At 74.2% G+C, this 23,156-nt stretch carries 19 protein-coding genes and 1 tRNA gene; 8 read left to right on the forward strand and 12 right to left on the reverse strand.

All coding sequences use genetic code 11. The features are described from left to right. Position 1: 1 nt before the first annotated feature. The gene (locus HL663_RS02455; RefSeq protein WP_173026902.1) at positions 2-1,108 is read right to left on the reverse strand and encodes a substrate-binding domain-containing protein; all 1,107 of its coding nucleotides are present in this window, start codon (positions 1,106-1,108) and stop codon (positions 2-4) included. 167 nt (positions 1,109-1,275) lie between these two features. Between HL663_RS02455 and HL663_RS02460 the strand changes: the two genes are divergently transcribed. Beyond that, positions 1,276-2,274 (forward strand): LacI family DNA-binding transcriptional regulator, encoded by a 999-nt coding sequence (locus HL663_RS02460; protein ID WP_286175874.1) that lies wholly within the window; start codon positions 1,276-1,278, stop codon positions 2,272-2,274. 30 nt (positions 2,275-2,304) lie between these two features. On the opposite strand, the gene HL663_RS02465 is transcribed toward HL663_RS02460, so the two are convergent. The 4 genes from HL663_RS02465 to HL663_RS02480 form a co-directional block, all read right to left on the reverse strand. Further along, positions 2,305-2,721 carry a GNAT family N-acetyltransferase gene (locus HL663_RS02465; RefSeq protein ID WP_173026904.1) on the reverse strand — a complete coding sequence of 139 codons (417 nt, stop codon included), beginning with the start codon at positions 2,719-2,721 and terminating at the stop codon, positions 2,305-2,307. Between the two features lie 31 nt (positions 2,722-2,752). After that, complete coding sequence (locus tag HL663_RS02470; RefSeq protein ID WP_173026905.1) at positions 2,753-3,718, reverse strand: DUF1206 domain-containing protein; 966 nt, start codon at positions 3,716-3,718, stop codon at positions 2,753-2,755. Further along, positions 3,715-4,107 (reverse strand): cupin domain-containing protein, encoded by a 393-nt coding sequence (locus HL663_RS02475; protein ID WP_286175875.1) that lies wholly within the window; start codon positions 4,105-4,107, stop codon positions 3,715-3,717. The genes HL663_RS02470 and HL663_RS02475 overlap by 4 nt, the downstream gene beginning before the upstream one ends. A 457-nt stretch (positions 4,108-4,564) precedes the next feature. After that, a tRNA-Ser gene (locus HL663_RS02480) sits at positions 4,565-4,651 on the reverse strand. A 157-nt stretch (positions 4,652-4,808) separates the two neighbouring features. Here HL663_RS02480 and HL663_RS02485 point away from each other — a divergent pair. The 5 genes from HL663_RS02485 (at position 4,809) to HL663_RS02505 (ending at position 10,916) form a co-directional block, all read left to right on the forward strand. Beyond that, positions 4,809-5,174: a protoporphyrinogen oxidase gene (locus HL663_RS02485; protein ID WP_286175876.1), complete on the forward strand. Its 366-nt coding sequence runs from the start codon at positions 4,809-4,811 to the stop codon at positions 5,172-5,174. A gap of 502 nt (positions 5,175-5,676) precedes the next feature. Beyond that, complete coding sequence (locus HL663_RS02490) at positions 5,677-7,278, forward strand: S8 family serine peptidase (RefSeq protein ID WP_173026906.1); 1,602 nt, start codon at positions 5,677-5,679, stop codon at positions 7,276-7,278. Then, positions 7,278-7,868, forward strand: coding sequence for an RNA polymerase sigma factor (locus HL663_RS02495; RefSeq protein WP_173026907.1), 591 nt, complete (start codon positions 7,278-7,280; stop codon positions 7,866-7,868). Before HL663_RS02490 ends, HL663_RS02495 begins: the two co-directional genes overlap by 1 nt. Continuing rightward, positions 7,865-8,368, forward strand: a complete 504-nt coding sequence (locus HL663_RS02500; protein ID WP_173026908.1) for a carboxypeptidase regulatory-like domain-containing protein — start codon at positions 7,865-7,867, stop codon at positions 8,366-8,368. Before HL663_RS02495 ends, HL663_RS02500 begins: the two co-directional genes overlap by 4 nt. Further along, positions 8,319-10,916: a CHAT domain-containing protein gene (locus HL663_RS02505; protein WP_173026909.1), complete on the forward strand. Its 2,598-nt coding sequence runs from the start codon at positions 8,319-8,321 to the stop codon at positions 10,914-10,916. The genes HL663_RS02500 and HL663_RS02505 overlap by 50 nt, the downstream gene beginning before the upstream one ends. Before the next feature lie 34 nt (positions 10,917-10,950). Here the strand turns inward: HL663_RS02505 and cysE are convergent, their stop codons facing one another. Together cysE and cysK are read right to left on the reverse strand one after the other, a co-directional pair. Further along, entirely contained in the window at positions 10,951-11,547 is a 597-nt protein-coding gene (gene cysE / locus HL663_RS02510; protein WP_173026910.1) for a serine O-acetyltransferase, read from the reverse strand. Position 11,548: 1 nt separating this feature from the next. Continuing rightward, a complete protein-coding gene (cysK, locus tag HL663_RS02515; RefSeq protein WP_173026911.1) occupies positions 11,549-12,478 on the reverse strand; it encodes a cysteine synthase A in 930 nt (309 codons plus the stop codon). Between the two features lie 208 nt (positions 12,479-12,686). On the opposite strand from cysK, the gene HL663_RS19440 reads away from it, so the two are divergent. Continuing rightward, the gene (locus HL663_RS19440) at positions 12,687-16,994 is read left to right on the forward strand and encodes a heterodisulfide reductase-related iron-sulfur binding cluster (RefSeq protein WP_173026912.1); all 4,308 of its coding nucleotides are present in this window, start codon (positions 12,687-12,689) and stop codon (positions 16,992-16,994) included. 335 nt (positions 16,995-17,329) lie between these two features. Here HL663_RS19440 and HL663_RS02525 read toward each other — a convergent pair whose 3' ends face one another. From HL663_RS02525 to HL663_RS02540, 4 genes are all read right to left on the reverse strand, one after another. Then, a complete protein-coding gene (locus HL663_RS02525) occupies positions 17,330-18,250 on the reverse strand; it encodes an ABC transporter substrate-binding protein (protein WP_173026913.1) in 921 nt (306 codons plus the stop codon). A gap of 130 nt (positions 18,251-18,380) precedes the next feature. Further along, the gene (locus HL663_RS02530; RefSeq protein ID WP_173026914.1) at positions 18,381-19,151 is read right to left on the reverse strand and encodes an ABC transporter permease; all 771 of its coding nucleotides are present in this window, start codon (positions 19,149-19,151) and stop codon (positions 18,381-18,383) included. Beyond that, positions 19,148-19,795 carry an ABC transporter permease gene (locus HL663_RS02535; RefSeq protein WP_173026915.1) on the reverse strand — a complete coding sequence of 216 codons (648 nt, stop codon included), beginning with the start codon at positions 19,793-19,795 and terminating at the stop codon, positions 19,148-19,150. The genes HL663_RS02530 and HL663_RS02535 overlap by 4 nt, the downstream gene beginning before the upstream one ends. 1 nt (position 19,796) lies before the next feature. Further along, positions 19,797-20,939 carry an ABC transporter ATP-binding protein gene (locus HL663_RS02540; protein WP_173026916.1) on the reverse strand — a complete coding sequence of 381 codons (1,143 nt, stop codon included), beginning with the start codon at positions 20,937-20,939 and terminating at the stop codon, positions 19,797-19,799. A gap of 105 nt (positions 20,940-21,044) precedes the next feature. On the opposite strand from HL663_RS02540, the gene HL663_RS02545 reads away from it, so the two are divergent. Beyond that, positions 21,045-22,451 carry an MFS transporter gene (locus tag HL663_RS02545; RefSeq protein ID WP_173026917.1) on the forward strand — a complete coding sequence of 469 codons (1,407 nt, stop codon included), beginning with the start codon at positions 21,045-21,047 and terminating at the stop codon, positions 22,449-22,451. On the opposite strand, the gene HL663_RS02550 is transcribed toward HL663_RS02545, so the two are convergent. Next, positions 22,414-23,154 carry an alpha/beta hydrolase gene (locus HL663_RS02550; protein ID WP_173026918.1) on the reverse strand — a complete coding sequence of 247 codons (741 nt, stop codon included), beginning with the start codon at positions 23,152-23,154 and terminating at the stop codon, positions 22,414-22,416. The two genes, HL663_RS02545 and HL663_RS02550, sit on opposite strands and share 38 nt — an antisense overlap. Between the last annotated feature and the right edge of the window lie 2 nt (positions 23,155-23,156).

Genomic DNA, 23,156 nt, shown 5'->3' on the forward strand with positions numbered 1-23,156 from the left:
CTCAGTTGCCCCAGCAGATCTCGGAGCCCTTGGTGGAGTCGATGCTCTCGACGCCGTCCACGGGCTTGTCGGTGACCAGCGCGACGCCGGTGTCGAAGAAGTCGAGGCCCTCGGTGGTCTTCGGCTTCTCGCCGCCGCGGGCGATCTTGGCGATCGCCTCCATGCCGAGGGTCGCCATCTTCAGCGGGTACTGCTGGGCGGTGGCGCCGATGACGCCCTCCTTGACGGAGTTGACGCCGGCGCAGCCACCGTCGACGGAGACGATCGTCGCCTGGGTGCCGGCCGCCTTGAGGGCGGCGTTGGCGCCGACGGCGGCGGGCTCGTTGATCGTGTAGACGAGGTTGATGGCCGGGTTCTTCGCGAGGCACTTCTCCATCGCGGTGCGGCCGCCGTCCTCGGCGCCGTTGCTGGCCTCGTTGCAGACGATCGTGTAGTCGCCGCCCTTGCCACCGGTGTACGTGCCGGTGGCGGCCTCGTCGCCGTTCTTCTTGCCGTCGGCGACGTCGATGCCCATGCCCTCGAGGAAGCCCTGGTCGCGGTTGTAGTCGACCGAGACGATCTTGTCGTCGAAGAGGTCGAGCAGCGCGATGACGGCGGGCTTGCCGTCGAGCGTGGCCGCGGCCCACTCGCCGTCGAGCTTGCCGGCCGAGCGGTTGTCGGTGGCGAAGGTGATGTCGACGGTGTCGGCCGGGTCCGGCGGGGTGTCGAGGGCGATGACGTAGAGGCCGGCGTCGCGGGCCTTCTTGATCGCCGCGTTGACGCCGGTGGACATCGGCGTGATGAGGATGCCCTTGTCGCCGCGGGCGATCGCGTCCTCGATGGCCGTGATCTGGCCCTGGTCGTCGCCCTCCTGCTTGCCGGAGGCGACGGTGAGCTTGACGTTGTTCTTGCCGGCGTCGGCCTGCGCGCCCTTCTGCATGGCGACGAAGAACGGGTTGGTGGAGTCCTTGGTGATGAGGGTGACGCCGACGGCGGCCTCTCCACCGGAGCCGGTGTCGGCGGTGCTGCCGCGGTTGCACGCGGTGCTGGTGAGGGCGAGGCCGACGATCGCGGCCGAGACGACGGCGCGACGGGCGGTGCGCGTCGTGGGGATCTGACGGAGCTGCATGTCCGTGACTCTCCTTTGAGTACTGGGCTGGACCGAACGACGCTGCCTCGTGACAACGTTGTCAGGGCATAGTTGTACCGTCTGCTTGCGCTCAGGTCAAGAGATGGGTTACACCTTGTGACATGGCCGTGACATCGTTGTCAGGAGAGAGTCGCCCGAGGGCGACCATGCGGGACGTCGCGGCCCTGGCGGGGGTGAGCCTCAAGACCGTCTCCCGCGTCGTCAACGAGGAGGCCGGCGTCTCGGCCGACGTCCGCGAGCGCGTGACCGCCGCCGTGCAGCGCCTCGACTACCGGCCCAACCTCGCCGCGAGCAACCTGCGCCGCACCGGGGCCCGCTCCGGCCTCATCGGCGCGCTCGTCCAGGACGTCTCGAACTCGTTCTCCGCCGGGCTGCTCCGCTCCCTCGAGGACGCGGCCCGCGCCCACCGCACCGGCGTGCTGGCGGCCAGCCTCGACGAGGGGGCCCAGCGCGAGCAGGAGCTCGTCCACGACCTCGTGACCCGACGGGTCGACGGCCTCGTCCTCATGCCGGCGAGCGAGCGGCAGGACTACCTCGTCGCCGAGCTGCGCACCGGCACACCGGCGGTCTTCGTCGACCGGCCCCCGCGCGGCGTCGACGTCGACTCGGTCGTCGTCGACAACCTCCTCGGCGGGCGGATGGCCGCCGAGCACCTCCTCGACCAGGGGCACCGCCGCATCGCCGCGCTCTTCCACCTGCCGACGCTCACGACGGCCCAGCAGCGCCGCGAGGGCTTCACGGCGGCGCACACCGACCGCGGGCTGCGCCCCGACCCGCGGCTCGTCGTCGACGGCATCACCTCCACCGACGAGGCGAGCGAGGTCGTCCACCGGCTGCTCGACCTCGACTCCCCACCGACGGCCGTCTTCGCCGGGCGCAACATCCTCGCCTCCGGGGCCGTGCGGGCGCTGCGCGAGCGGGGGGTGCACCACGAGGTCGCCCTCGTCGGCTTCGACGACTTCCCGCTGGCCGACCTCCTCGACCCGCCGCTGACCGTCGTCCGCCAGGACGTGACGAAGATCGGCCGGCTCGTCGCCGAGCGGCTCTTCGCCCGCATCGGGGGCGACACCTCGGCGCCGCAGCACCTCGTCGTCGACCCGACGCTCGTCCGGCGCGGGTCGGGCGAGATCCTTCCGCGCGCCTGAGGTCCGTTCCGGCACAGCAGCACTCGGGAGTCACAGCTCCTTGCGCAGATGGACGTCCGCGACGCCGCGCGTCGGCACGTCCTCCCACCGGAAGAGCTCGCGATAGCCGGCACGCTCGTAGAAGGCGGGCGCCTGGAACGTGAACGACGTGACGAACACGTGCGCGCAGCCGCGCCGGCGCGCCTCGTCCTCGAAGGCCTCGAGCAGGCGCCGGCCGACGCCCGTGGCGCGCTGGTCCTCGCGCACCCACGTCATCCCGATGCCCGCCGCGACGCCCCAGGTCCACCCGGACACCCCGGCCACCAGCTCGCCGTCGTCGTCCGTGGCCCGCACGGTCAGCTCCTCCGCCGGAGCCAGCCCCGGTGTCGCGGACGCGTTCACGCGGTCGAGCTCGTCGGAGAGCCGCTGGTCGAGCTCGGTGTCGGACGTCCCGGTCGTCAGGCGCATCCGACCATCCTCGCCGATGCCCGGGCCGCAGTCAGCGCAGCAGGTGGCGGGCGCGCGTCATCAGGTAGACGCCGAACGCGACGAGCCCCAGCGACACGACCGCGAGCGCGTACCGGCCCGCGGGGACGTCCTGGAGGAAGCGCAGCGCCCCGTCGATGCCGGTCGAGGCGCTGACGTCGTGCGTCCACGCGGCGATGACGAACAGCAGCCCGACGATGCCGAACGCGACCCCGCGCGCGACGAACCCGACGATGCCGACGAGCACGAGCGCCCGGCCGGGGCGGCGGGCGAGGTCGACGAGGAAGTCGCGCGTCAGGCCCGACCAGATGCTGAAGACCCCCACGCCGGCGACGGCGATCCCGGCGCCGACGACGAGCAGGACGCCGCCGGGCAGGGCGAGCAGGGTGCGCGTGATGCCGACCGTCGAGTCCCGGCTCGTCTGGCCGGCGCCGATCGCGAAGGCGGCGGCCGCCCACGCCACCGTCGCGTAGGCGATGCCGTCGGCCGCGTGCTCGAGCCGCTTGAGGCGCGTGTGGCAGTGGCGGCCGGTGATGGCCCGGGCGAGGTTCCAGACGGTGACGACCGCGAAGCCGACGAACCCGACCCAGAGGACGGCCCGCCCGCCGAGCGAGGTCGCGATCGAGGTGAGCGCGCCCGACTCGTCGGCGGTGCTGCGGCTGTGCCCGAGCCAGACGATCTGCAGGCCGGCCCAGCCCATCGCGGCGTGGAGGAGCCCGTCGAGGAAGAAGCCCAGCCGCGCACCGGTGCTCACCGCGGCGTGCGTCTCGGCGACCTCGGCCGCCTGCGCGGTCGCCTCGGCCACCTGGTGCGCCGTCTCCGCGACCGCCTCGGTGGCGTCGTGCGCGGCGTCCATCGCCCCCTGGGCCGCGTCGACCACGGGCGCCGCGAGGTCGGCCGCCGCCTCGCGGACCTGATCGAGCGGCCCTGCGTCGTCGGGCACGGGGGTGGCGGCGCTCGGGGGTGGGGTGGTGCTCACCCTCGGGCCCGGTGCGGCGGGGGCGCCTCGTCGACGTTGACCGTCGGGATGCCCGTGCCGGCGCGCGCGATGACGGCGAGCGACGGCTCGCGGCCGGGGTTGGACTCGCGGTGCACGGTGAACGCCGGCACCTGCACGTAGCTGCCGGGCACGGCGTCGACCCATCCCTCGACGCCCTGGCACTCCAGGCGCAGGACCCCGCGCACGACGTAGAGGACGCTGCTGTTGCTGTCGTGGTGGTGCCAGCCCGAGACCGCGCCCGGCTCGGTGACGACCTGGCCGGCCCACAGCCCCGGCATCTCGAAGGCCCGCCGGCGCAGCATCCCCGAGGTCGGGTCGGCGTCGACGAGCTCGGCGTCGGTTACGACGCGCACCGGCTGGTGGTCCACCCGCCCACGGTAGCCACCCCAGCTCCCCCCGCCCCCCACTCCTCGCGCATCCCACCCGACTTATTGCGAGTTCCGCCGCCCGACACGCCCCCGCACAGCGCGTCGACCGGCTCAACTCGCAATCAGTGGGGCAGCACGCGTCCCCGGTCACCCGACTTCTTGCGCATCCACCACCTCCCAGCCCCTCCGCAGGGCCCCTCGAGGTGGCGGATGGGCAATCGGTCGGATGCTCCCCGCCGCCGACCCAGCCCACTTGTTGCGAGTTCCGCCGCCCGACACGCCCCCGCACAGCGCGTCGACCGGCTCAACTCGCAATCAGTGGGGAAGCACGGGCTCCCGCCCGGGATCGGCGGAGGGCGTGGGACTCCGGCTCGCGCCTCGTCCCTCGGCGCGTGCCTCCCCGTCATCTCCCGCCCTGCGCCGCTCCCGGCGGTCGCGGGCTCCCGCCCGGGATCGGCGGAGGGCGTGGGATTCGAACCCACGATGACGTTGCCGCCATAGCGGTTTTCAAGACCGCCGCACTAGGCCACTATGCGAGCCCTCCAACGGCGCCGGACGTCACGCGCCCGGACCGCCCGCCCAGCGTAGGACCCCGCCCGGCCGGACCACCGCGCCGGGCGGCGCCGGGCATCCGGCGGATGCGCGCCCGCGCCGCCCCGCGGTGCCATGGGTAAGGTCGGAGGCCGACGAAAGGAGCCCCCATGGGCAAGCTGACCTTCATGGCCGGGCTGGCCGCGGGCTACGTCCTCGGGGCCAAGGCAGGGAAACAGCGCTACGAGCAGATCCGCCGCACCTCGAGCAAGGTGTGGCACTCCGGGCCGGTGCAGAACCAGGTGGCCCAGGCCAAGGAGGCCGCGCGCACGAAGGCGGCCCCGGTCGTCGCCGACCTCGTCGCGGACGCCGCGCGCGCCACCGGCGAGCGGCTGCGCCAGGGCCGCACCGTCCCCTCGGAGACGATCGCGCCGGCCGGCACGACCCCCCACGTCACCACCCCGACGCGTTCCGAGCAGGCCGAGCACGCGGACGCCTGGGCGGCCGCGACCCGGTCCCCCGGCACCCCCGACTGACCGCCCCTCCGCGGCCCGGACCATCGGGTGGAGAACCGGCCACACCGTCCGGGCGCCCTCTGGAAGCACCCGGTGGCGCTCCCCTGCGAGCGCCGTGCGGTGTGACCGGTCCCCCGGTGCGCGGCGTCCGCGGCCGGTGCGACGCCACGGGTCCGGGCGGCGACGCACCGGGGCCGACGGCCCCGCTCGGTCGGCCGGCCACGTGGACCGTCCGTCCGGTCAGCCCCGGGGACGGCCGGTCCGCCGCCCTCGCGACGGCCCGACCCCGGGTCGCGACGACCGGGGCAGCTCCCCGTCGGGACCCGGTCACCGTGGCCCGGTGGGGCTCACGCACGTCAGGAGCCGCCGGCCGACGACCTGATACGTCGCCCCGGATGTGACCCGCGTCACGCCGTGGCGGGTATCACCCGGGCCCTCGACGGCTCCTTCTCAGCGTTGACGTTCGTCACTACGCTGGACCGGCGCGGACACCCCATCCGGCCCGGTTCCCCCAGGAGCAACCATGGACGGCAAGGACCCCGACCGCACGACCGACGACGGCCGCCCGCCGCGGACGCCGGTCCCCCCGGTCTTCGCGGTGCCCGAGACGGCGCTGCGCCGCTTCGGGGCGACCGTCCTCGACCCCCGCACCGCCACGCGGGTCGGTGACGAGCCCGCGCCGCGCGCCGTCGCGTACGTGCCGCACCGCCTCTTCGTCCCCGGGCTCACCGACGAGCAGCTCGAGGAGGGCCCGCTCCAGCTGCTGCGCCGGATCGGCGAGGAGATGGACTTCTCGGTCGACGTGCTGCCGAGCCGCGTCCTCGCGGCCGCCCAGGAGCTGGGCTACGCCGAGCGCCTCGGTCGCTCGACGCACCGCCTCGTCGAGCTGCGCCCGAACCCCGGCCGCGTCGGCACGCCGCTCACCGCGTGGGACGTCGTCCAGCGTGCCCGCGGCGTCGACCGCAAGGCGGCGGCCGGGTTCAGCCTCAACCACGTGATGATGTCCGCCGGCCTCGAGGGCGTCGGCTACATGGGCGGGGTCGGGTACATGGGTGGCGTGGGCTACATGGGTGGCGTGGGCTACATGGGTGGCGTGGGCTACATGGGGGGCGTGGGCTACATGGGTGGGGTCGGCTACATGGGGGGCGTCGGCGCCCCGGGCACGGCCGCCGGCCGCGGACCCGTCTCGCTGCACGTCGAGCCGCCCCAGCCGACCGGCGGCCCGTCCCCCGTCGTGGCGGTCCTCGACACCGGCCTCGGCGCGCACCCCTGGTTCGACGGCTCGCCGCTCGTCGACCGCGACCCGACCGTCGGCGGCCAGACCATCGGCCTGCGCTTCGCACCGCACCGCGACCCCGAGGGCCGCGGCGTCACGATCGACACGGTCAACGGCACCCTCGATGCCCTCGCGGGCCACGGCACCTTCGTCGCGGGCGTCATCCGGCAGCAGTGCCCCGACGCGCGGCTCGTCGTCGTCCCCGTCATGTACGGCGACGGCGCGGCCGACGAGCAGGACGTCGTCGAGGCCCTCGGGCTGCTGGCGCTCTACCACTGGGCCGCCCAGGAGGGCCGCGCCGACCACGAGCCGCTGAGCGTCGTCAACCTGTCGATGGGCTACTACCACGAGCGTCCGGACACGGTCTCCGACGAGGACGCCCTGTTCCGCGTCATCGCGATGCTGGCCGAGGACGGCATCGCCGTCGTGGCCGCCGCCGGCAACGGGGCCACCACCGAGCACTTCTGGCCGGCAGCCCTCTCGCAGAACCCGAACCGCGCGATCCCGGTGGCCGCCGTCGGCGCCCTCAACCCGACCGGCAAGGCCGCGGCGACCTTCTCGAACACCGGCGGGTGGGTCACCCACTGGCACCCCGGCGTGGCCGTCGTCAGCACGATGCCGACGACGCTCGAGGGCTCGCTGCGCGGCGACCTCGCCGTCCCGGCCGGCCCCGGCTCGCCGGCGCGCGAGACCCCCGACCCCGACTGCTACGCCACCGGTTTCGGCGTCTGGAGCGGCACGTCGTTCGCCGCCCCGTGCTGCGCCGGCGGCATCTCGCAGCTGCTCGCGACCAAGGCCTGCGGGTCGGTGGCCGAGGCGGTCGCCAAGGCCCTGGGAGGAGCACCGTGATGCACACCGACGCCGACGGCCTGGCCGTCCGGGCCGCCCTCGCCTTCGAGACCTTCCGGGACGGTGACGGCTCCGGGATGACCCTGCTCGTCGGCGAGGTCACGCCGTTGCTCTGGGCGGTGGCGCGCCAGTCCGGCCTCGACCACCAGGCCGCCGAGGACGTCGTCCAGAACACGTGGCTCAAGCTCGTGCAGCACGCAGGGTCCATCGACGACCCCCGCTCGGTCCTCAAGTGGCTGCTGACGACGACGCGGCGCGACTCCTGGCGGCTGCGCTCGCGCGGGCACCGCGAGGAGCCCGACGCCCACGACGACGTCCGCGAGCTCGAGACCGACCACGCGGCGCCCTCCCCCGAGGCCGCCGTCCTCGCCCACGACGAGCAGCGCGTCGTCTGGGAGCACTTCCACCTCCTGTCCGACCGCTGCCAGACGCTGTTGCGCGCCATCGCGTACGCCGACCGACCCGACTACGCGGGGGTGGCCGACGCCCTCGGGATGCCGGTCGGGTCGATCGGCCCGACCCGGGGCCGGTGCCTCGCGAAGCTGCGCGCCGCCCTCACCTCCGATCCCCGTTGGGAGATGACCTCATGAGCCCTGCCCCCGACCACGAGAACCACCTCGCCGAGGAGCCGCTGGACGCCGCCGACGTGCGCGTCCTCGCCGCCGTCCGCGCCGCGCACGACGAGCTCGACCCGGTGCCCGCCGGCCTCGTCGACCGCATCACCTTCGCGATGAGCGTCGCCTCGCTCGAGGCCGAGGTCGCGCGCATCGTGTCCGACGCCGACGCGCTGACGACCGTGCGCGGCGCCGACTACGACCGCGCCGACACCGTGACCTTCGCGAGCGACGGCCTGAGCGTCATGGTCAGCCTCGAACCGGCCGGCCCGGGCCGGGTCGACGTCGTCGGCTGGGCCAGCGAGGGCGACGTCGACGTCGAGCTGCGCGAGCGCAGCCGGACGCGCAGCGCCGCCACCGATCCCGACGGGCGGTTCACCTTTGCGGGGGTCGAGCGCGGTCTGGTGAACTTCGTCCTGCGGCGACGTGGGCGGCCGGACGCGCCGCCGGTCATCACGCCGGCCATCGACCTCTAGAGGAGGAGCCATCGAGCGCGACCCGCTGCAGTCTGCGGGAGGGCTGCTCGATGCCGCGCGCGCCGACAACGAGATCGGCGACTTCGCCTCCGCCGCAGCACGGCTCGACCGGGCCCTGGGCCTGCTGGCCGGGCGTGACGACCGCGACGCCCGCTGGCTCCGGGTCCGGGTCCGCATCACGCGGGCCTGGTCCGAGCTCGAGGCGGACGGCATCCAGCCCGCGCTGCGGACGCTGCACGCCGCACGAACCGAGGCGCTCGAGCTCGACGACCCGCTCCTCGTGGCGCTGACCCACATCCAGGAGGGGACCCTCCACGGACGCGTCGGGGCCTGGCCCTCGTGCGTCGAGGCGCTGCTGGCCGTCGACGTCGAGGGGTCCGGGCTGGACCCGGCGCAGCGCTGGGCCTACCACCTCAACCTCGGGCAGGCCTGGCTCGGCGTCGGCCGCTCCGCCGACGCCGCCGCGAACTTCGACGCGGCGCGCGACATCGCCGTCGAGGGCGGCTTCCGCGAGCTGGAGTTCAAGGCGCGCCACAACCGGGCCGTCGTGGCGTTCGTCGACGGTGACCTGCCGCGGGCGCTGACGCTCATGCGCGAGGCCGACGCGATGGACGTCGCGGTGGCGCGCGACCGGGCCCGGCTCGACCACGCCGAGGTGCTCCTGGCGGCGGGTCTCGTCGACGGCGCCCGCGCCGAGCTCGAGGCGGCCCTGTCCACGGCCCACTCCTCCGGGCACCGCCTCGAGGAGGGCGAGATCAGCCTGCGCCTCGCACGCTGCGACCTCCTCGTCGGCGACCTCGACCGGGCGCGCGACCGGGTCCGGGACGCCACGGCGGCCTACCGCACCCGGCAGGCGCACGAGCTGGTCCGCGAGGCCGAGCTGCTGCGCGCCGGGGTCGACGTCGCCGAGGGCCGTGACCTGCCCGCCGTCGTCGAGCGGCTCGTGCGGCACACCGAGCACGCCGCGGGCGAGCCCGGCGCACCGGCGCTGGGGTCCTCGGGGCGCGAGGCGGTCCGGCTCGAGGCCGAGGCCCGCCTCCTCCTCGGAGATGCCGACGGCGCCGAACGCCGTCTCGCCGACCTCGGCACGGCCGGCGAGCCCTCGCTGGCCGCGACGCTCCACGAGGTGCTCGTGCGTGCGCGCCTCGACCTCGCCCGCGACCGGGGGGCCCGGGCCAGCGAGCGGCTCGAGGAGGGCAACCGGGTGCTCGCGGCGCACCAGTTCCAGTCCGCGAGCCTCGACGTGCGGGCCGCCCTGGCCCTGCACGGCCGTCGGCTCGCGGCGCTCGACACCGAGCGCTCGCTCGCCGGCGACCGCGCCGAGCAGGTCCTCGCGACGGTCGAGCGCTGGCGCGCCATCTCGCACCGCATCAACCCGGTGACCGCCCCCGCGGACCCCGACCTCGCCGACGCCACCCGCGAGCTGCGCCGCCTGCGCCAGCTCCTCGCCGACAGCGACCGCGACCAGGCCGCGGCGCTCGCGCCTCGCGTCGAGCGGCTCGAGTCCCTCGTCGCCCAGCGGGAGTGGAGCCTCGCGGTCGACGGGCAAGCCGCCGGCGCGGTGCATCCCGTGGACGCCGACGAGGCCACGGCGGCGCTCGACGGCGCGACGACCGTCGTCGAGTTCTTCGAGTCCGGGGGCGAGCTGCACCAGGTGGTCCTGCGCACCACCGGCGCCGAGGTGGTGCACGTCGGGCCGGTCCCCGCGGTCGTCGAGGCGGTGACGCGGCTGCGGCGCGACCTGCGGGCCCGCGCCACCATCGCCCCCGGGTCGCCGATGGCGGCGGTGCTGGAGCGGGCGACCACGTCCTCCCTCGCGGCGGCCGACGCGCTCCTCAACCCCGGTGGCGCGGACGAGGACCGGGTCGTCGTCGTGCCGTCACGCACCCTCGCCGGGATGCCGTGGAGCCTCATGCCGAGCCTGCGCGGCCGGCCGGTCACCGTCGCCCCCTCGCTCACCCGGTGGGTGCGCGGCCCGGCCCGGGCGTCGGGCCTGCGCCCGACCACGGCCGTCGCGGCGCTCTACGGCCCGGGCCTGACCCGCACCCTGCCGGAGATCCGGGCGGTCGAGCGCGCGTGGGGCGTCGCTCCGGCACCCGACCCGCGCACGGCCACGAGCGCCGACGTCCTCGACGCCCTCGGGTCGGCGCGGGTGGTCCACCTCGCGGCGCACGGCCTGCACCAGGGGCAGAGCCCGCTCTTCTCGTCGGTGCGGATGGCCGACGGGCCGGTCTTCGCGCACGAGTTCCCGCGGCCGGTCGCCGCCGAGCACGTCGCCCTGTCGGCCTGCGACGTCGGGCAGTTCTCGACCCGGCCGGGGGACGAGCCGCTCGGGCTGGCCATCGCCCTGCTCTCCCTCGGCGCCACGAGCGTGCTGGCCGCCGTGGCGCCGGTCGCCGACGTCGTCGCCCACGACGCGATGGTCGCCCACCACCGGCGCATCGCGACGGGGACGGACGCCTCGCAGGCGTGGGCCGAGGTCGTCGTCGAGCACCCCGCCGCCGGGGTGTTCTGCCTCTACGGCTCGGAGTGGAGCGCGACGCCGTGACCGCTCCCGCGCGCGGGAGCCGTCGTACCGCAGGTCAGATGAAGATGGCCGGCTCGGCGAACAGCGCGTCGTAGGGGTCCTCGCCGGGCAGCTGCGGCATCCGCACGCGCGCCGGGATGCCGGTGGCGACGGCGCCGGCCGGGACGTCCTTGACGACGACGGAGTTGGCCCCGATCTGTGCGTCGTCCCCGATGAGCAGGTCACCGAGGATGCGCGCGCCGGTGCCGACCACGACGCGGTCGCCGAGCGTCGGGTGGCGCTTCGTGCCGCGCGCCAGCGACCGACCGCCGAGGGTCACCCCGTGGTAGAGCATCACGTCGTCACCGACGACGGCGGTCGCGCCGATGACGACGCCCATGCCGTGGTCGATGAAGAAGCGGCGCCCGATCCGGGCACCGGGGTGGATCTCCACCCCGGTGACCGCCCGGGTGACCGTCGAGAGCAGGCGCGCGGCGGGCCGCCACTGGGGGCCTTTCTCCCACACCCGGTGCGCGACCCGGTAGGACCAGATCGCGTGCAGCCCGGGGGAGTTCAGCGCGACGTCGGCCCGCGACTCGGCGGCGGGGTCGCGCCGCATCGCGGCATCCAGGTCCTCCCGGACCGTCGCGCGCGCCTGCTTCAGAAAGGTCATGTCAGTCGACGAGACCCTCGAACAGGATCGTCGAGAGGTAGCGCTCGCCGAAGCTGGGGATGATGACGACGATCGTCTTGCCCGCGTTCTCGGGGCGGCTCGCGACCTGGTTGGCCGCGGCGAGGGCTGCGCCGGAGGAGAGCCCGACGAGCAGCCCCTCCTGGGTCGCGGCCTTGCGCGCCCAGTCGACGGAGGTCTGCGCGTTGACGTCGATGACCTCGTCGTAGACCTCGGTGTTGAGGATCTCGGGGACGAAGTTCGCGCCGATGCCCTGGATCTTGTGCGGGCCGGGCTGTCCGCCGTTGAGGATCGGGGACTCCTCCGGCTCGACCGCGATGATCTGGACGCCGGGCTTGCGCGCCTTGAGGACCTCGCCGACGCCGGTGATCGTGCCACCGGTGCCGATGCCGGCCACGACGATGTCGACCGCGCCGTCGGTGTCCTTCCAGATCTCCTCGGCGGTCGTGCGGCGGTGCACCTCAGGGTTCGCGGCGTTGGCGAACTGGCGGGCCAGGACGGCGCCGTCGCGCTCGGCGACGATCTCGTCGGCCTTGGCGACCGCGCCCTTCATGCCGGTCGAGGGGTCGGTGAGGATGAGCTCGGCGCCGTAGGCGCGCAGCAGCGCGCGGCGCTCCTTGCTCATCGACTCCGGCATCGCGAGGACGACCCGGTAGCCGCGCGCGGCACCGACCATCGCGAGGGCGATGCCGGTGTTGCCCGAGGTGGCCTCGACGATGGTGCCGCCGGGCTTCAGCTGGCCGGACGCCTCCGCGGCGTCGATGATCGCGACCCCGATGCGGTCCTTGACCGAGCTCGCCGGGTTGTAGAACTCCAGCTTCGCCGCGACGGTCGCGTCCCCGTCGATGATCCGGTTGAGGCGGACGAGCGGGGTGTTGCCGACCGCCTGGGTCACGTCGTCGAGGATGGGCATCGGGTCGCCTCTCTGTCGGTGGACGCCGGCCGCCCGGGGTCGGGGGCGCGACGCATCAGCCTGCTGTCCGGGCCAACCCCGGAGCGCTTATGCGTATTCCAACACGCCGTTATCCGCGCGGACAACGGGATCTCGGGCCCGGACGGACCCTGTTGACGGTCGTCACAGACCGGTGAGCGCTTGCTTACCCCCCGGTACGCTGACCCGCATGCCTGCTGCCCTCGCGCCCGCCCTGGCCAGCGACGTCATCCCGTCGTTCGACGACCGGTTCGGCGGGGTCACCGCCCTGCAGGTCGTCGCCATCGTCGTCTGCCTCGTCGTCCCGACGATCGGGTGGGCGCTGCTCTTCCGGCAGGTCGGGCGGTTCGTCACGCTCTACCGGTTCGGGCAGCCCGACCGCACGCGCACCGACGCCCCCGCGGCCCGCACCTGGACCCTCGCGAAGGAGTTCCTCGGGCACACCCGGATGTCGCGGCTCAAGGTCGTCGCGGCGGCGCACTGGTTCACCGCGCTCGCGTTCCTCATCCTCTTCACGACGCTCGTCAACGCCTTCTTCCAGCTCGTGCAGCCCGACTACAGGCTGCCGGTCCTCGGCCACTTCGCGCCGTTCGAGTGGCTCGTCGAGGTCTTCGCGTGGGGCGGGCTCGTCGGCATCGTCGTGCTCATGGCCATCCGCCAGAAGAACCACCCGCGGCGGGCCCGCGGCGAGGGCGGGCGCTTCTCGCGGTTCTACGGCTCGACCTTCTGGCAGGCCTACTACGTCGAGCTGACCATCCTCTTCGTCACCTTCTGCATCCTCCTGCTGCGCGGCCTCGAGGCGGCGATGGTGCAGCGCTTCGAGCCCGACACCTCGCTCGTCGCCCACTTCCCCCTGACCGGCTGGATGGCCGGCTGGTGGTCGGGCACCTCCCCCGCCGGGCTCGCCGCCTGGGTGCAGGTCGTCGCGACGGTCAAGATCCTCATCTCGTTCGCCTGGATGATCACCATCGCGCTGCAGCCGACGATGGGCGTCGCCTGGCACCGCTTCCTGGCCTTCCCCAACATCTGGTTCAAGCGCGAGTCCTCCGGGCGCACCGCGCTGGGTCCGGCCAAGCCGATGACGGTCGGCGGCAAGCCGTTCGACCTCGAGGCGATGGAGGAGATGGAGGACGGCGACGTCCTCGGCGTCGGCAAGGTCGAGGACTTCACGTGGAAGGGCCTGCTCGACTTCTCGACCTGCACCGAGTGCGGCCGCTGCCAGTCGCAGTGCCCGGCCTGGAACACCGAGAAGCCGCTGTCGCCCAAGCTGCTCATGATGACGCTGCGCGACCACGCCGACGCCAAGGCCCCGTACCTGCGCGCGCTCTCGGCCGCGGACGGTGACCAGGAGAAGGCGATGGCCTCGGTCGCCACCGCCGCCGCGACCGTCCCGACCGACGGGGTCGAGCCGGCCGGCTCCCTCGACGTCGTCGACTGGACCTCGATGGCGCTCGTCGGCGACACCGGGTACGACCCCTCGGCGCCCCTGACCGCGTACAACCCGCACGGCCCCGACGCCGTCATCGACCAGGACGTCCTCTGGTCGTGCACCACCTGTGGCGCCTGCGTCGAGCAGTGCCCCGTCGACATCGAGCACGTCGACCACATCATCGACATGCGCCGGTACGCGACGCTCATCGAGTCGGCGTTCCCGCAGGAGCTCGGCGGCCTCTTCAAGAACCTCGAGGGCAAGGGCAACCCGTGGGGCATGGGCGCCCGGGCGCGCCTGGACTGGGCCAAGGACCTGCCCTTCGACGTCAAGATCCTCGGCCAGGACGTCGAGAAGGCCTCCGACGTCGAGTGGCTCTTCTGGGTCGGCTGCGCCGGCGCCTACGAGGACCGCGCGAAGAAGACCACCCGCGCCGTCGCCGAGCTGCTCGACACCGCCGGCGTCTCGTTCGCCGTCCTCGGTGACGGCGAGACGTGCACCGGCGACTCCGCCCGCCGCGCCGGCAACGAGCTGCTCTTCCAGACGCTGGCCGCGCAGAACGTCGAGACCTTCGGCGAGTTCGGCGTGACCAAGGTCGTCGTCACCTGCGCGCACTGCTTCAACACCATCAAGAACGAGTACCCGCAGCTCGGCGGCAGCTACGAGGTCGTCCACCACACGCAGCTGCTCAACCGGCTCGTCCGCGAGAAGAAGCTCGTCCCGGTCGCGCGCCCCGACGAGGCGCCCGGCATGTCGTCCGCGAAGAACGCCGCCTCGACCGCGCCGTCCGTCACCTACCACGACCCCTGCTACCTCGGCCGGCACAACGACGTCTACGCGCCGCCGCGCGAGCTCATCGGCGCCCTGCCCGGTGTCGAGCTGCGCGAGATGCCGCGCCACGGCGAGAAGTCCTTCTGCTGCGGCGCCGGCGGTGCCCGCATGTGGATGGAGGAGAAGCTCGGCACCCGCATCAACACCAACCGCACCGACGAGGCCCTCGCGACCGGTGCGGAGCGCATCGCCATCGGCTGCCCGTTCTGCCGCGTGATGATCTCGGACGGCCTGACCGCCAAGCAGGCGGAGGGCGTCGGCGAGGAGGTCGAGGTCGTCGACGTCGCGCAGATGCTGCTCGCCGCCGTGCGCCGTGGTCAGGAGGCGCCCGTTGCGCCCGTCGAGCCGTCCGCGCGGGAGGCCGCGCCCGAGGTGACGGCGCCCGCCGCGGCCGCGACCGCTGCTGCCACGGCCACCGCTGCCGGAGCTGCGACGGCCCCTGCGGCCGCCCCGACGGCCGAGCAGCCGCCGGCGAGCGTGCAGAAATCGACGAATGTGTCGATTGATGACCACGACGAGAGCGACCCGTGGGACGACCAGCCCGCTGCCCCCAGCGCCGCTGCTCAGCCCGTGCAGAAATCGACGAATGTGTCGATTGATGACCACGACGAGAGCGACCCGTGGGACGACCAGCCCGCTGCCCCCAGCGCCGCTGCTCAGCCCGTGCAGAAATCGACGAATGTGTCGATTGATGACCACGACGAGAGCGACCCGTGGGACGACCAGCCCGTCGCCGCTCAGCCCGTGCAGAAAACGACGAATGTGTCGACTTCCGACCAGGACGAGAGCGACCCCTGGGACGACCAGCCCGCGGCCGCGCCCGCCACGTCGGAGCGTGCCGTCGAGCCGGAGGTCGCCGTCGACGCCGAGACCGCCGAAGCGGTCGTCGACGGGACCGAGCCCGACCCGTGGGACGAGCCCGCTGCCATCGCCGACCCGGCGCCCGGCCGCTCGCAGGGTGAGCCGTCCGAGGAGAAGGCCAAGGCCGACGCCGCCGCCTCCACCGACGAGGTCGACCCGTGGGACGAGCCTGCCACCACTCCGGCAGCCACCAGCGCACCGGAACCGACCACCGACACCGCGGCCCCCGCGGCCGTGGATGACGACGTCGACCCCCGGGACGAGCCCGCCGCCACTCAGGCAGCCACCACCACCCCGGAACCGACCACCGAGTCGAGCACCGGTGACGCAGCGCCCGTTGCTGCGGATGTGGACGACGTCGACCCGTGGGACGAGCCTGCCACCACTCCGGCAGCCACCAGCGCACCGGAACCGACCACCGACACCGCGGCCCCCGCGGCCGTGGATGACGACGTCGACCCCTGGGACGAGCCCGCCGCCACTCAGGCAGCCACCACCACCCCGGAACCGACCACCGAGTCGAGCACCGGTGACGCAGCGCCCGTTGCTGCGGATGTGGACGACGTCGACCCCTGGGACGAGCCGGCCACGACCCCGGCAGCCACCACCACCCCGGAACCGACCACCGAGACCGCAGCCCCCGCCCCGGCAGCATCGGACGACGACCTCGACCCCTGGGACGAGCCCGCCACAACCCCGGCAGCCACCACCACCCCGGAGCCCACGACCGAGGCAACCACCGACACCGCACCCGCAGCTCCCGCTGCCACGGATGCGGACGACGTCGATCCCTGGGACGAGCCCGCCGACACCGCGGCGAGCACTCCGACCGAAACGACGGACTCGCAGCTCACGGAGGAATCGGCCCCGAGCACGGCGTCCGAGCCCGCGCCGGAGCCGACCCCCGAGCCGGAGCAGCCCGTCCAGGAGGTCGTCGCCGAGGCGGACCCCTCCCCTGCCGAGGCCCAGCCGAGCGCGAGCTCGACGAGCGCGTCGTTCGGTGGCGACGCGTCGCTGCTCGACGAGCCCGACCCCTGGGACGAGCCCGCCGAGCAGGCACCGGCCCCCGCAGTGGTCGAGGACCGGTCCGAGGTGGACGCGGACGAGCAGACCCCCGACGCCGTCGAGGCATCGGAGGAGCCCTCTGCCGCCGACGAGCCGGCCGCGGCGACCGCACCCACCGACGAGATGACCACCGACGCGGCACCTGTGACGAAGCCGGAGGCCGAGCCCGAGGCGGAGCCGGAGCAGGCGGTCGAGCCGGAGCCGAGCGCCGAGCAGCCCGCCGCCGAGGCGGAACCGCCGGCGAACAAGCCGGCCGCGGGGTCGTTCGGCGGCGACGCTGCGCTCCTCGACGAGCCCGACCCCTGGGACTGACCCACCGCGGGGACCATCCCGACTGATTGCCCATCCACCACCTCAGGACCGCCCCCACGGGCGCTCCGAGGTGGCGGATGCGCAAGAAGTCGCCCCCAACCCACCCCACTGATTGCGACTTCCACCGCCCGACACGCCTCCCAACCGCGCGTCGAGCGGCACAACTCGCAATCAGTCGGGAATGAGGCGAGACGAAGCGGGCCCCCGGTGACCTCGTCGGTCACCGGGGGCCCGGTCGTTCAGCTGCGGCGGTCCGGCCGCCGTGAGTGGACGTCGGCTCCCAGGCGCGGGGTCCCAGCCCCGACGCAAGAGTTCGTCAGCCCGTGGCTCCGGCGTCAGCCGAGGCCGTTGGCCTTGAGGAAGTCGGCCGCGACCGTCTTCGGGTCCTTCTTGTCGATGTCGGTCTGCTTGAGCATCTGCGTCACGGCGTCGGTCGTCAGCTTGGCCGAGACGGCGTTGAGCGCGTCCTTGACCTGGTCGGCCTTGTCGGCGCGCACGAGCGGGACGATGTTCTGCGAGCCGAACACGCGCTTGGTGTCCTCGAGCACGACGAGGTTGTTCGCCGCGATGCCGGGGTCGGTCGAGAAGATGTTGGCGACGTCGGCCTGACCGTTGACGAGCGCCTGGAGGACTGCCTGGCCGGTCAGCGGGCGGAAGGAGCCGAAGGTCACGCCGTAGACCTTCTCGAGGCCGACGACGCCCTGCGGGCGCTCCTTGAACTCCGGCTGCGCGGCGAGCGTCAGGTCGCCGGCGACCGCCTTGAGGTCCTCGATGGTCTTGAGGCCCTTGGAGTCGGCGGTCTCCTTGGTGACGGCGAGGGAGTCGACGTCCTCGGCGGCGGACTTGTCGAGGACGGTCAGCGTGTCCGGGACGACCTCCTTGGCCTTCGCGTACACCTCGTCGGCGTCGGTGCCGGCGTACTCCTTGTCGTAGTACACGGCGAGCGCGCCGGTGTACTCGGGGAAGACCTGGACGGAGTTGTCCTCGAGCGCGCGCAGGTAGATCTCTCGCGCGCCGATGTTCGTCTTGGTCGTCGCGTCGATGCCCTTGGCGCGCAGCGCGCCGGCGTAGACCTCGGCGAGGACGGTGGACTCGGAGAAGTCGGCGCCGCCGACGACGATCGAGCCGGAGGACGCGCCGCCGGAGGAGCCGGCTGCCGGGCTCTCGCTGGCCAGCGGGTCGCTGCCGCCGCCGCAGGCCGAGAGCCCGAGGGCGGCGGCGAGGGCGACGGAGGTGAGGACGGTTCTGCGGTTCATCGGGTCGGTCCCTTTCGTGGTGGCCGGGCCGGGCGGCGGGGCCGGATGCAGGTCGGTGGGTCGTGGGGGGCGGGCGAGAGGGGGATGAGGGAGGGAGCGACGCAGCGCCCCGGAGCTCGGAGGGCGGCGCTCAGGTGGAGCCTGGCCCACCCTGCACAACAGGCGCACCGGCGTGGGCTTCCACCCCCGGCTGATCGTCATCGTTTCGTGACCCGGCGCGACGCCCCCGGCCGGTCAGTCCGGGCGAGACGAGGCGCCGCTGCAGCAGCGCGAGCAGGCCCTCGAGGGCGATGGCGAGCAGCGCCACGAGCAGCGCGCCGCCGGCGGCCCGCGGGTAGTCCCCGAGGGCGATGCCGTCGACGAGGTAGCGCCCGAGCCCGCCGAGGCCGATGTACGCCGCGATCGTGGCGGTCGCGACGACCTGGAGCACCGCGGTGCGCAGACCCGACATGACCAGCGGCAGCGCGCACGGCAGCTCGACCTGCCGCAGCACCTGCCAGCCGGTCATCCCGACCCCGCGGGCGGCGTCGCGCGCGGCCGGGTCGACGGCCTCGACGCCGGCGTAGGTGCCGGCGAGCAGCGGCGGGACGGCGAGCAGGACGAGGACGGCGATGCTCGGCGCGAGGTAGGCGGCATCCCCCTTGAGCACCGGGCCGACGAGCAGCGACGCCGCGAAGAGCAGCCCGAGCGTGGGGATGGCGCGCGCTGCGTTCGTCGCGGTGACGAGCCAGCGCATCCGGCCGCTGTGGCCGATCCACAGGCCGAGCGGCAGTGCGATCACCGCCGCGATGACCATCGTCAGCACCGCGTACATGAGGTGCTCGAGCAGCCGGGTGGGGATGCCGTCGGACCCGGACCAGTTCGCGGGGTCGGTGAGCCACGAGAGCAGCGAGCCGATCATGCGGTCCCTCCGGCCACGCGGCGCCAGGGCGTCAAGGCCTTGGCGAGGAGCAGGATGAGCCCGTCGAGCAGGAGCGCGAGCACGAGGCAGGCGACGATGCCGGTGACGAGCTCGCCCCAGATGATGCGGCGCCACCCGTCGACGAGCAGCGAGCCGAGCTGCGGGACGCCGACGAGCGAGGCGACGCTGACGATGCTCACGTTGCTGACGGCCGCGACCCGCAGGCCGGCGGCGATGACCGGGACGGCCAGCGGCAGCTCGACGCCGACCAGCCGGCGCAGCCCCCGGTAGCCCATCGCGGTCGCGGCCTGCTCGACGTGGTCGGGCACCGACATCAGGCCGTCGGCGACCGTGCGGGCCAGGAGCGCGACGGTGTAGATCGTCATCGCGACGACGACGTTGACCGGGTCGAGGATCTTCGTCCCGAGGACGATCGGCATGATGATGAAGAGAGCCAGCGAGGGGATCGTGTAGAGCAGCCCGCTCGTCGTGACCACGGCCGGGTACGCCCCGCGCCAGCGCTTGGCCGCCCAGCCGAGCGGCAGCGAGAGCACCAGCCCGAGCACGAGCGGCACCCCGGCGAGGTAGAGGTGCTGCCCCGCGAGGTCGATGACGGTGCGCCAGTTCGAGGCGAGCCAGTCCACCTCAGGCCCCGTCCTCCGCGAGGGCGACGGCCCCGCCGTGCACGGGGTCCTCCTCGTCGCGCTCGGGCCGGTCGGTGTCCTCGATGGCGCTGAGCACCTCGTGGGCGAGCACCGTGCCGACGAGCACGCCGCTGTCGTCGACGACCACGCCGCGTCGCGCCGGGGACGACAGCGCCGCGTCGAGGGCGCCGCGCAGCGTCCCGGCGGCGCGGGCGACGGTGCCGCCGCGGTGCAGGTCGGCGTCCTCGACCCCGCGCGCACCGATGCGCGCCGGCTCGACCCATCCGAGCGGCTTGCGCTGCTCGTCGACGACGAGCAGCCAGGCCGCGCTGCCCGCCGCGGGCTGCTCGCCGAGGACGATGGTCCGCTCGGAGCGCAGGGGCAGGCGCGGGGTCCGCTGGAACTGCAGGGCGCGGTAGCCGCGGTCGCGCCCGACGAAGTCCGCGACGAAGTCGTCGGCCGGGTGGGCCAACAGGTACGACGGCTCCGCGACCTGCGCCAGCCGGCCACCGACCCGCAGGACCGCGACCTGGTCGCCGAGCTTGATGGCCTCGTCGATGTCGTGCGTGACGAAGATGATCGTCTTGCCCAGCTCCTCCTGCAGCCTCAGGAACTCGTCCTGCAGCTGGTCGCGGACGATCGGGTCGACGGCGGAGAACGGCTCGTCCATGAGCATGACGGGCGGGTCGGCCGCGAGCGCCCGGGCGACCCCGACGCGCTGCTGCTGACCGCCCGAGAGCTGCGCGGGATAGCGGTCGCCGAGAACGGGATCGAGCCCGACCCGCTCGAGCAGCTCGTGGGCGCGGTCGCGGGTGCGGGCGCGGTCCCAGCCGAGCAGCCGCGGCACGGTGGCGATGTTGTCGAGGACGGTCCGGTGCGGGAAGAGGCCCGCGTGCTGGATGACGTAGCCGATGCCACGACGCAGCTCGGACTGCTTCATCCGGCCGGTGTCCTGGCCGTCGAGGGAGATGGAGCCCCGCGTCGGCTCGATCATCCGGTTGACCATCCGCAGGCTGGTCGTCTTGCCGCACCCCGATGGACCGACGAGCACGGTGATCTTGCCCGTCGGGGCCGTGAGGCTCAGGTCGTCGACGGCGACCGTGCCGTCGGGGAACTGCTTGGTCACGCCGTCGAAGCGGATCATCCGTCGACCCTAGTGCGCGCAACCGCAGGTGGGAGGCCCCCCGTGACGGACGTTCGACGGACCGAGACCGGATCGAGACCCGCCGCCGGGCCCTAGCGTGGCTCCGTGACCGAGACCGTCCCCCGCGACGAGCACCTCGACCGGCGCTCGCCGCAGGGTCGGCTGGTGCTGGCCGGGCTGGTGCTCGGCACCGGCGTCGCCATCCTCGACGGCAGCGTCGTCAACGTCGCGCTGCGCACGATCGGCGCGGACCTCGACGCCTCGCTGGCGCAGCTGCAGTGGGTGGTCAACGGGTACCTGCTGGCGCTCGCATCGCTCGTGCTCGTCGGCGGCGGGCTCGGCGACCGGTGGGGGCGCCGCCGGGTCTACGAGGTCGGGGTCGTGTGGTTCGCGGTGGCCTCGGCCCTCTGCGCGGCCGCCCAGACACCGGCCCAGCTCGTCGCCCTGCGCGTGCTCCAGGGGGTCGGGGCGGCGCTGCTGACCCCCGGCGCGCTCGCGATCATCCAGACGACGTTCCGCCCCGCCGACCGGGCCACGGCCATCGGGACGTGGGCCGGCTTCTCGGGGGTCGCCGCCGCGCTCGGGCCGTTCGTCGGGGGCTGGCTCGTCGACCACGCCTCGTGGCGCTGGGTGTTCGGCATCAACATCCCGCTCTGTCTCGCCGTCGTCGCGCTGACCGGGCGGCGCGCGCCGGAGAGCCGCGACCCCGGGGCCGCCGGGCGCCCGTTCGACGTCGCCGGGGCGGGGCTCACCGTCGTCGCGCTCGGCGCCGCGACCTACGCGCTGACCGCCGCCGGCACGCTGGCGACCGCCGCGCTCGTGGGGTGCTGGGCCGTGGCGGTGGGCGCGGCCGTCGGCTTCGTCGTCGTCGAGCGCCGCTCCCGGCATCCGCTGGTCCCGTTGTCGCTGTTCGGTTCTCGGGTGTTCGCGGCGGCCAACGGGATGACGCTGCTCGTCTACGGGGCGCTGGGGGCGGTGACGTTGTTCGTGGTGCTGGAGCTCCAGGTCGCCGGATGGAGCGCGCTCACCGCCGGGATGTCCGCCCTGCCCCTCACCGTCGCCATGATGCTGCTGTCGTCGCGCTCGGCGGCGCTGGCCGACCGCATCGGCCCGAGGCTGCCGATGACCGTCGGGCCGCTCCTCTGCGCGGCGGGCAGCCTCCTGCTGCTGCGCGTCGACGCCTCCGCCGGCTGGCTCGACGTGCTGCCCGGGATGGTCGTCTTCGCCCTCGGGCTCGCCGGGCTCGTCTCGCCGCTGACCGCCGCGGTCCTCGGCTCGGCGCCGGACCGGCACGCCGGGGTCGCCAGCGGCGTCAACAACGCGGTCGCCCGGGCCGGGTCGCTGCTCGCCGTCGCCGCGCTGCCCGGTCTGGTCGGCCTCGCGGGCGAGGACTACCTCGACCCCGTCGCGATGACGGCCGGCTACCGCGCCGCGATGCTCTGGTGCGCCGGCCTGCTCGTGGCCGGCGCTGTCGTCAGCTGGGTCGGTCTGCGAGCGGCAGTGCGCCGCTGACGAACTCGGCCACCGTCTCGTGCCAGCGGCGGGCGCGGCGGAGCATCGCGTGGCGCTCCCCCGGCACCCGCACCCACGTGACGCGGACGCCGAGCTCCTCCCAGCGCTGCGCGACGAAGGCCGTGCGGCGGGGGTCGGTCGTGCGGTCGGCGGTGCCGTGCATGAGGAGGACGGGCCGCCCGTCGCGCGGGGCCCGCAGGTCGCCCTCGACCCACGGGGCGAGGGCCGCGACGGCAGCCACCCCGGAGTCGGCGGCCAGCGTCAGCGCGACGCGGCCACCCATCGAGTGCCCGACGAGGGCCACGGGCACGCCCGGCAGGACGCGGCGGATGCGCTCGAGCGCCCAGCGGGTGTCGACGAGCGGGTCGGCGGCGTGGCCGTTCCAGCCGCGCACGCGGTAGGTCAGCCGGACGACGGCGACCTGCTCGCCGAGGGTGCGGCGCAGCGAGCCGACGAAGGGCAGCATCCGCAGGACGGCGAGCTGGTAGCGGCCCACCCGCTCACGGCTGCGCTCGCGGCCGCCGTGGAGGACGACGACGACCGCCCGCGGGTGCTCGGGGACGCGGCCGTGCAGGCGTGCGCCACCTCCCCCGTCGGGGGCGAGCAGGAGCGTCTCGACGGTGGGGCGCCGCGGGCGGCGGACCACCTTGCGGCGGCGCCGGGCGGCCGGGTGGGACCGACCGCGGACGGTGCGTTCGTGCATCG

The organism is Arthrobacter sp. NEB 688 (assembly GCF_013201035.1).
Classification (GTDB): domain Bacteria; phylum Actinomycetota; class Actinomycetes; order Actinomycetales; family Dermatophilaceae; genus Phycicoccus.

Excerpts from the sequence above, each read along its gene's own strand:
- HL663_RS02455 (WP_173026902.1), bottom strand. The coding sequence starts at position 1,108 with ATGCAGCTCCGTCAGATCCCCACGACGCGCACCGCCCGTCGCGCCGTC.
- HL663_RS02460 (WP_286175874.1), top strand. The coding sequence starts at position 1,276 with ATGCGGGACGTCGCGGCCCTGGCGGGGGTGAGCCTCAAGACCGTCTCC.
- HL663_RS02465 (WP_173026904.1), bottom strand. The coding sequence starts at position 2,721 with ATGCGCCTGACGACCGGGACGTCCGACACCGAGCTCGACCAGCGGCTC.
- HL663_RS02485 (WP_286175876.1), top strand. The coding sequence starts at position 4,809 with ATGGGCAAGCTGACCTTCATGGCCGGGCTGGCCGCGGGCTACGTCCTC.
- HL663_RS02490 (WP_173026906.1), top strand. The coding sequence starts at position 5,677 with ATGGACGGCAAGGACCCCGACCGCACGACCGACGACGGCCGCCCGCCG.
- HL663_RS02495 (WP_173026907.1), top strand. The coding sequence starts at position 7,278 with ATGCACACCGACGCCGACGGCCTGGCCGTCCGGGCCGCCCTCGCCTTC.
- HL663_RS02500 (WP_173026908.1), top strand. The coding sequence starts at position 7,865 with ATGAGCCCTGCCCCCGACCACGAGAACCACCTCGCCGAGGAGCCGCTG.
- cysE (WP_173026910.1), bottom strand. The coding sequence starts at position 11,547 with ATGACCTTTCTGAAGCAGGCGCGCGCGACGGTCCGGGAGGACCTGGAT.
- cysK (WP_173026911.1), bottom strand. The coding sequence starts at position 12,478 with ATGCCCATCCTCGACGACGTGACCCAGGCGGTCGGCAACACCCCGCTC.
- HL663_RS19440 (WP_173026912.1), top strand. The coding sequence starts at position 12,687 with ATGCCTGCTGCCCTCGCGCCCGCCCTGGCCAGCGACGTCATCCCGTCG.
- HL663_RS02525 (WP_173026913.1), bottom strand. The coding sequence starts at position 18,250 with ATGAACCGCAGAACCGTCCTCACCTCCGTCGCCCTCGCCGCCGCCCTC.
- HL663_RS02530 (WP_173026914.1), bottom strand. The coding sequence starts at position 19,151 with ATGATCGGCTCGCTGCTCTCGTGGCTCACCGACCCCGCGAACTGGTCC.
- HL663_RS02540 (WP_173026916.1), bottom strand. The coding sequence starts at position 20,939 with ATGATCCGCTTCGACGGCGTGACCAAGCAGTTCCCCGACGGCACGGTC.
- HL663_RS02550 (WP_173026918.1), bottom strand. The coding sequence starts at position 23,154 with ATGCACGAACGCACCGTCCGCGGTCGGTCCCACCCGGCCGCCCGGCGC.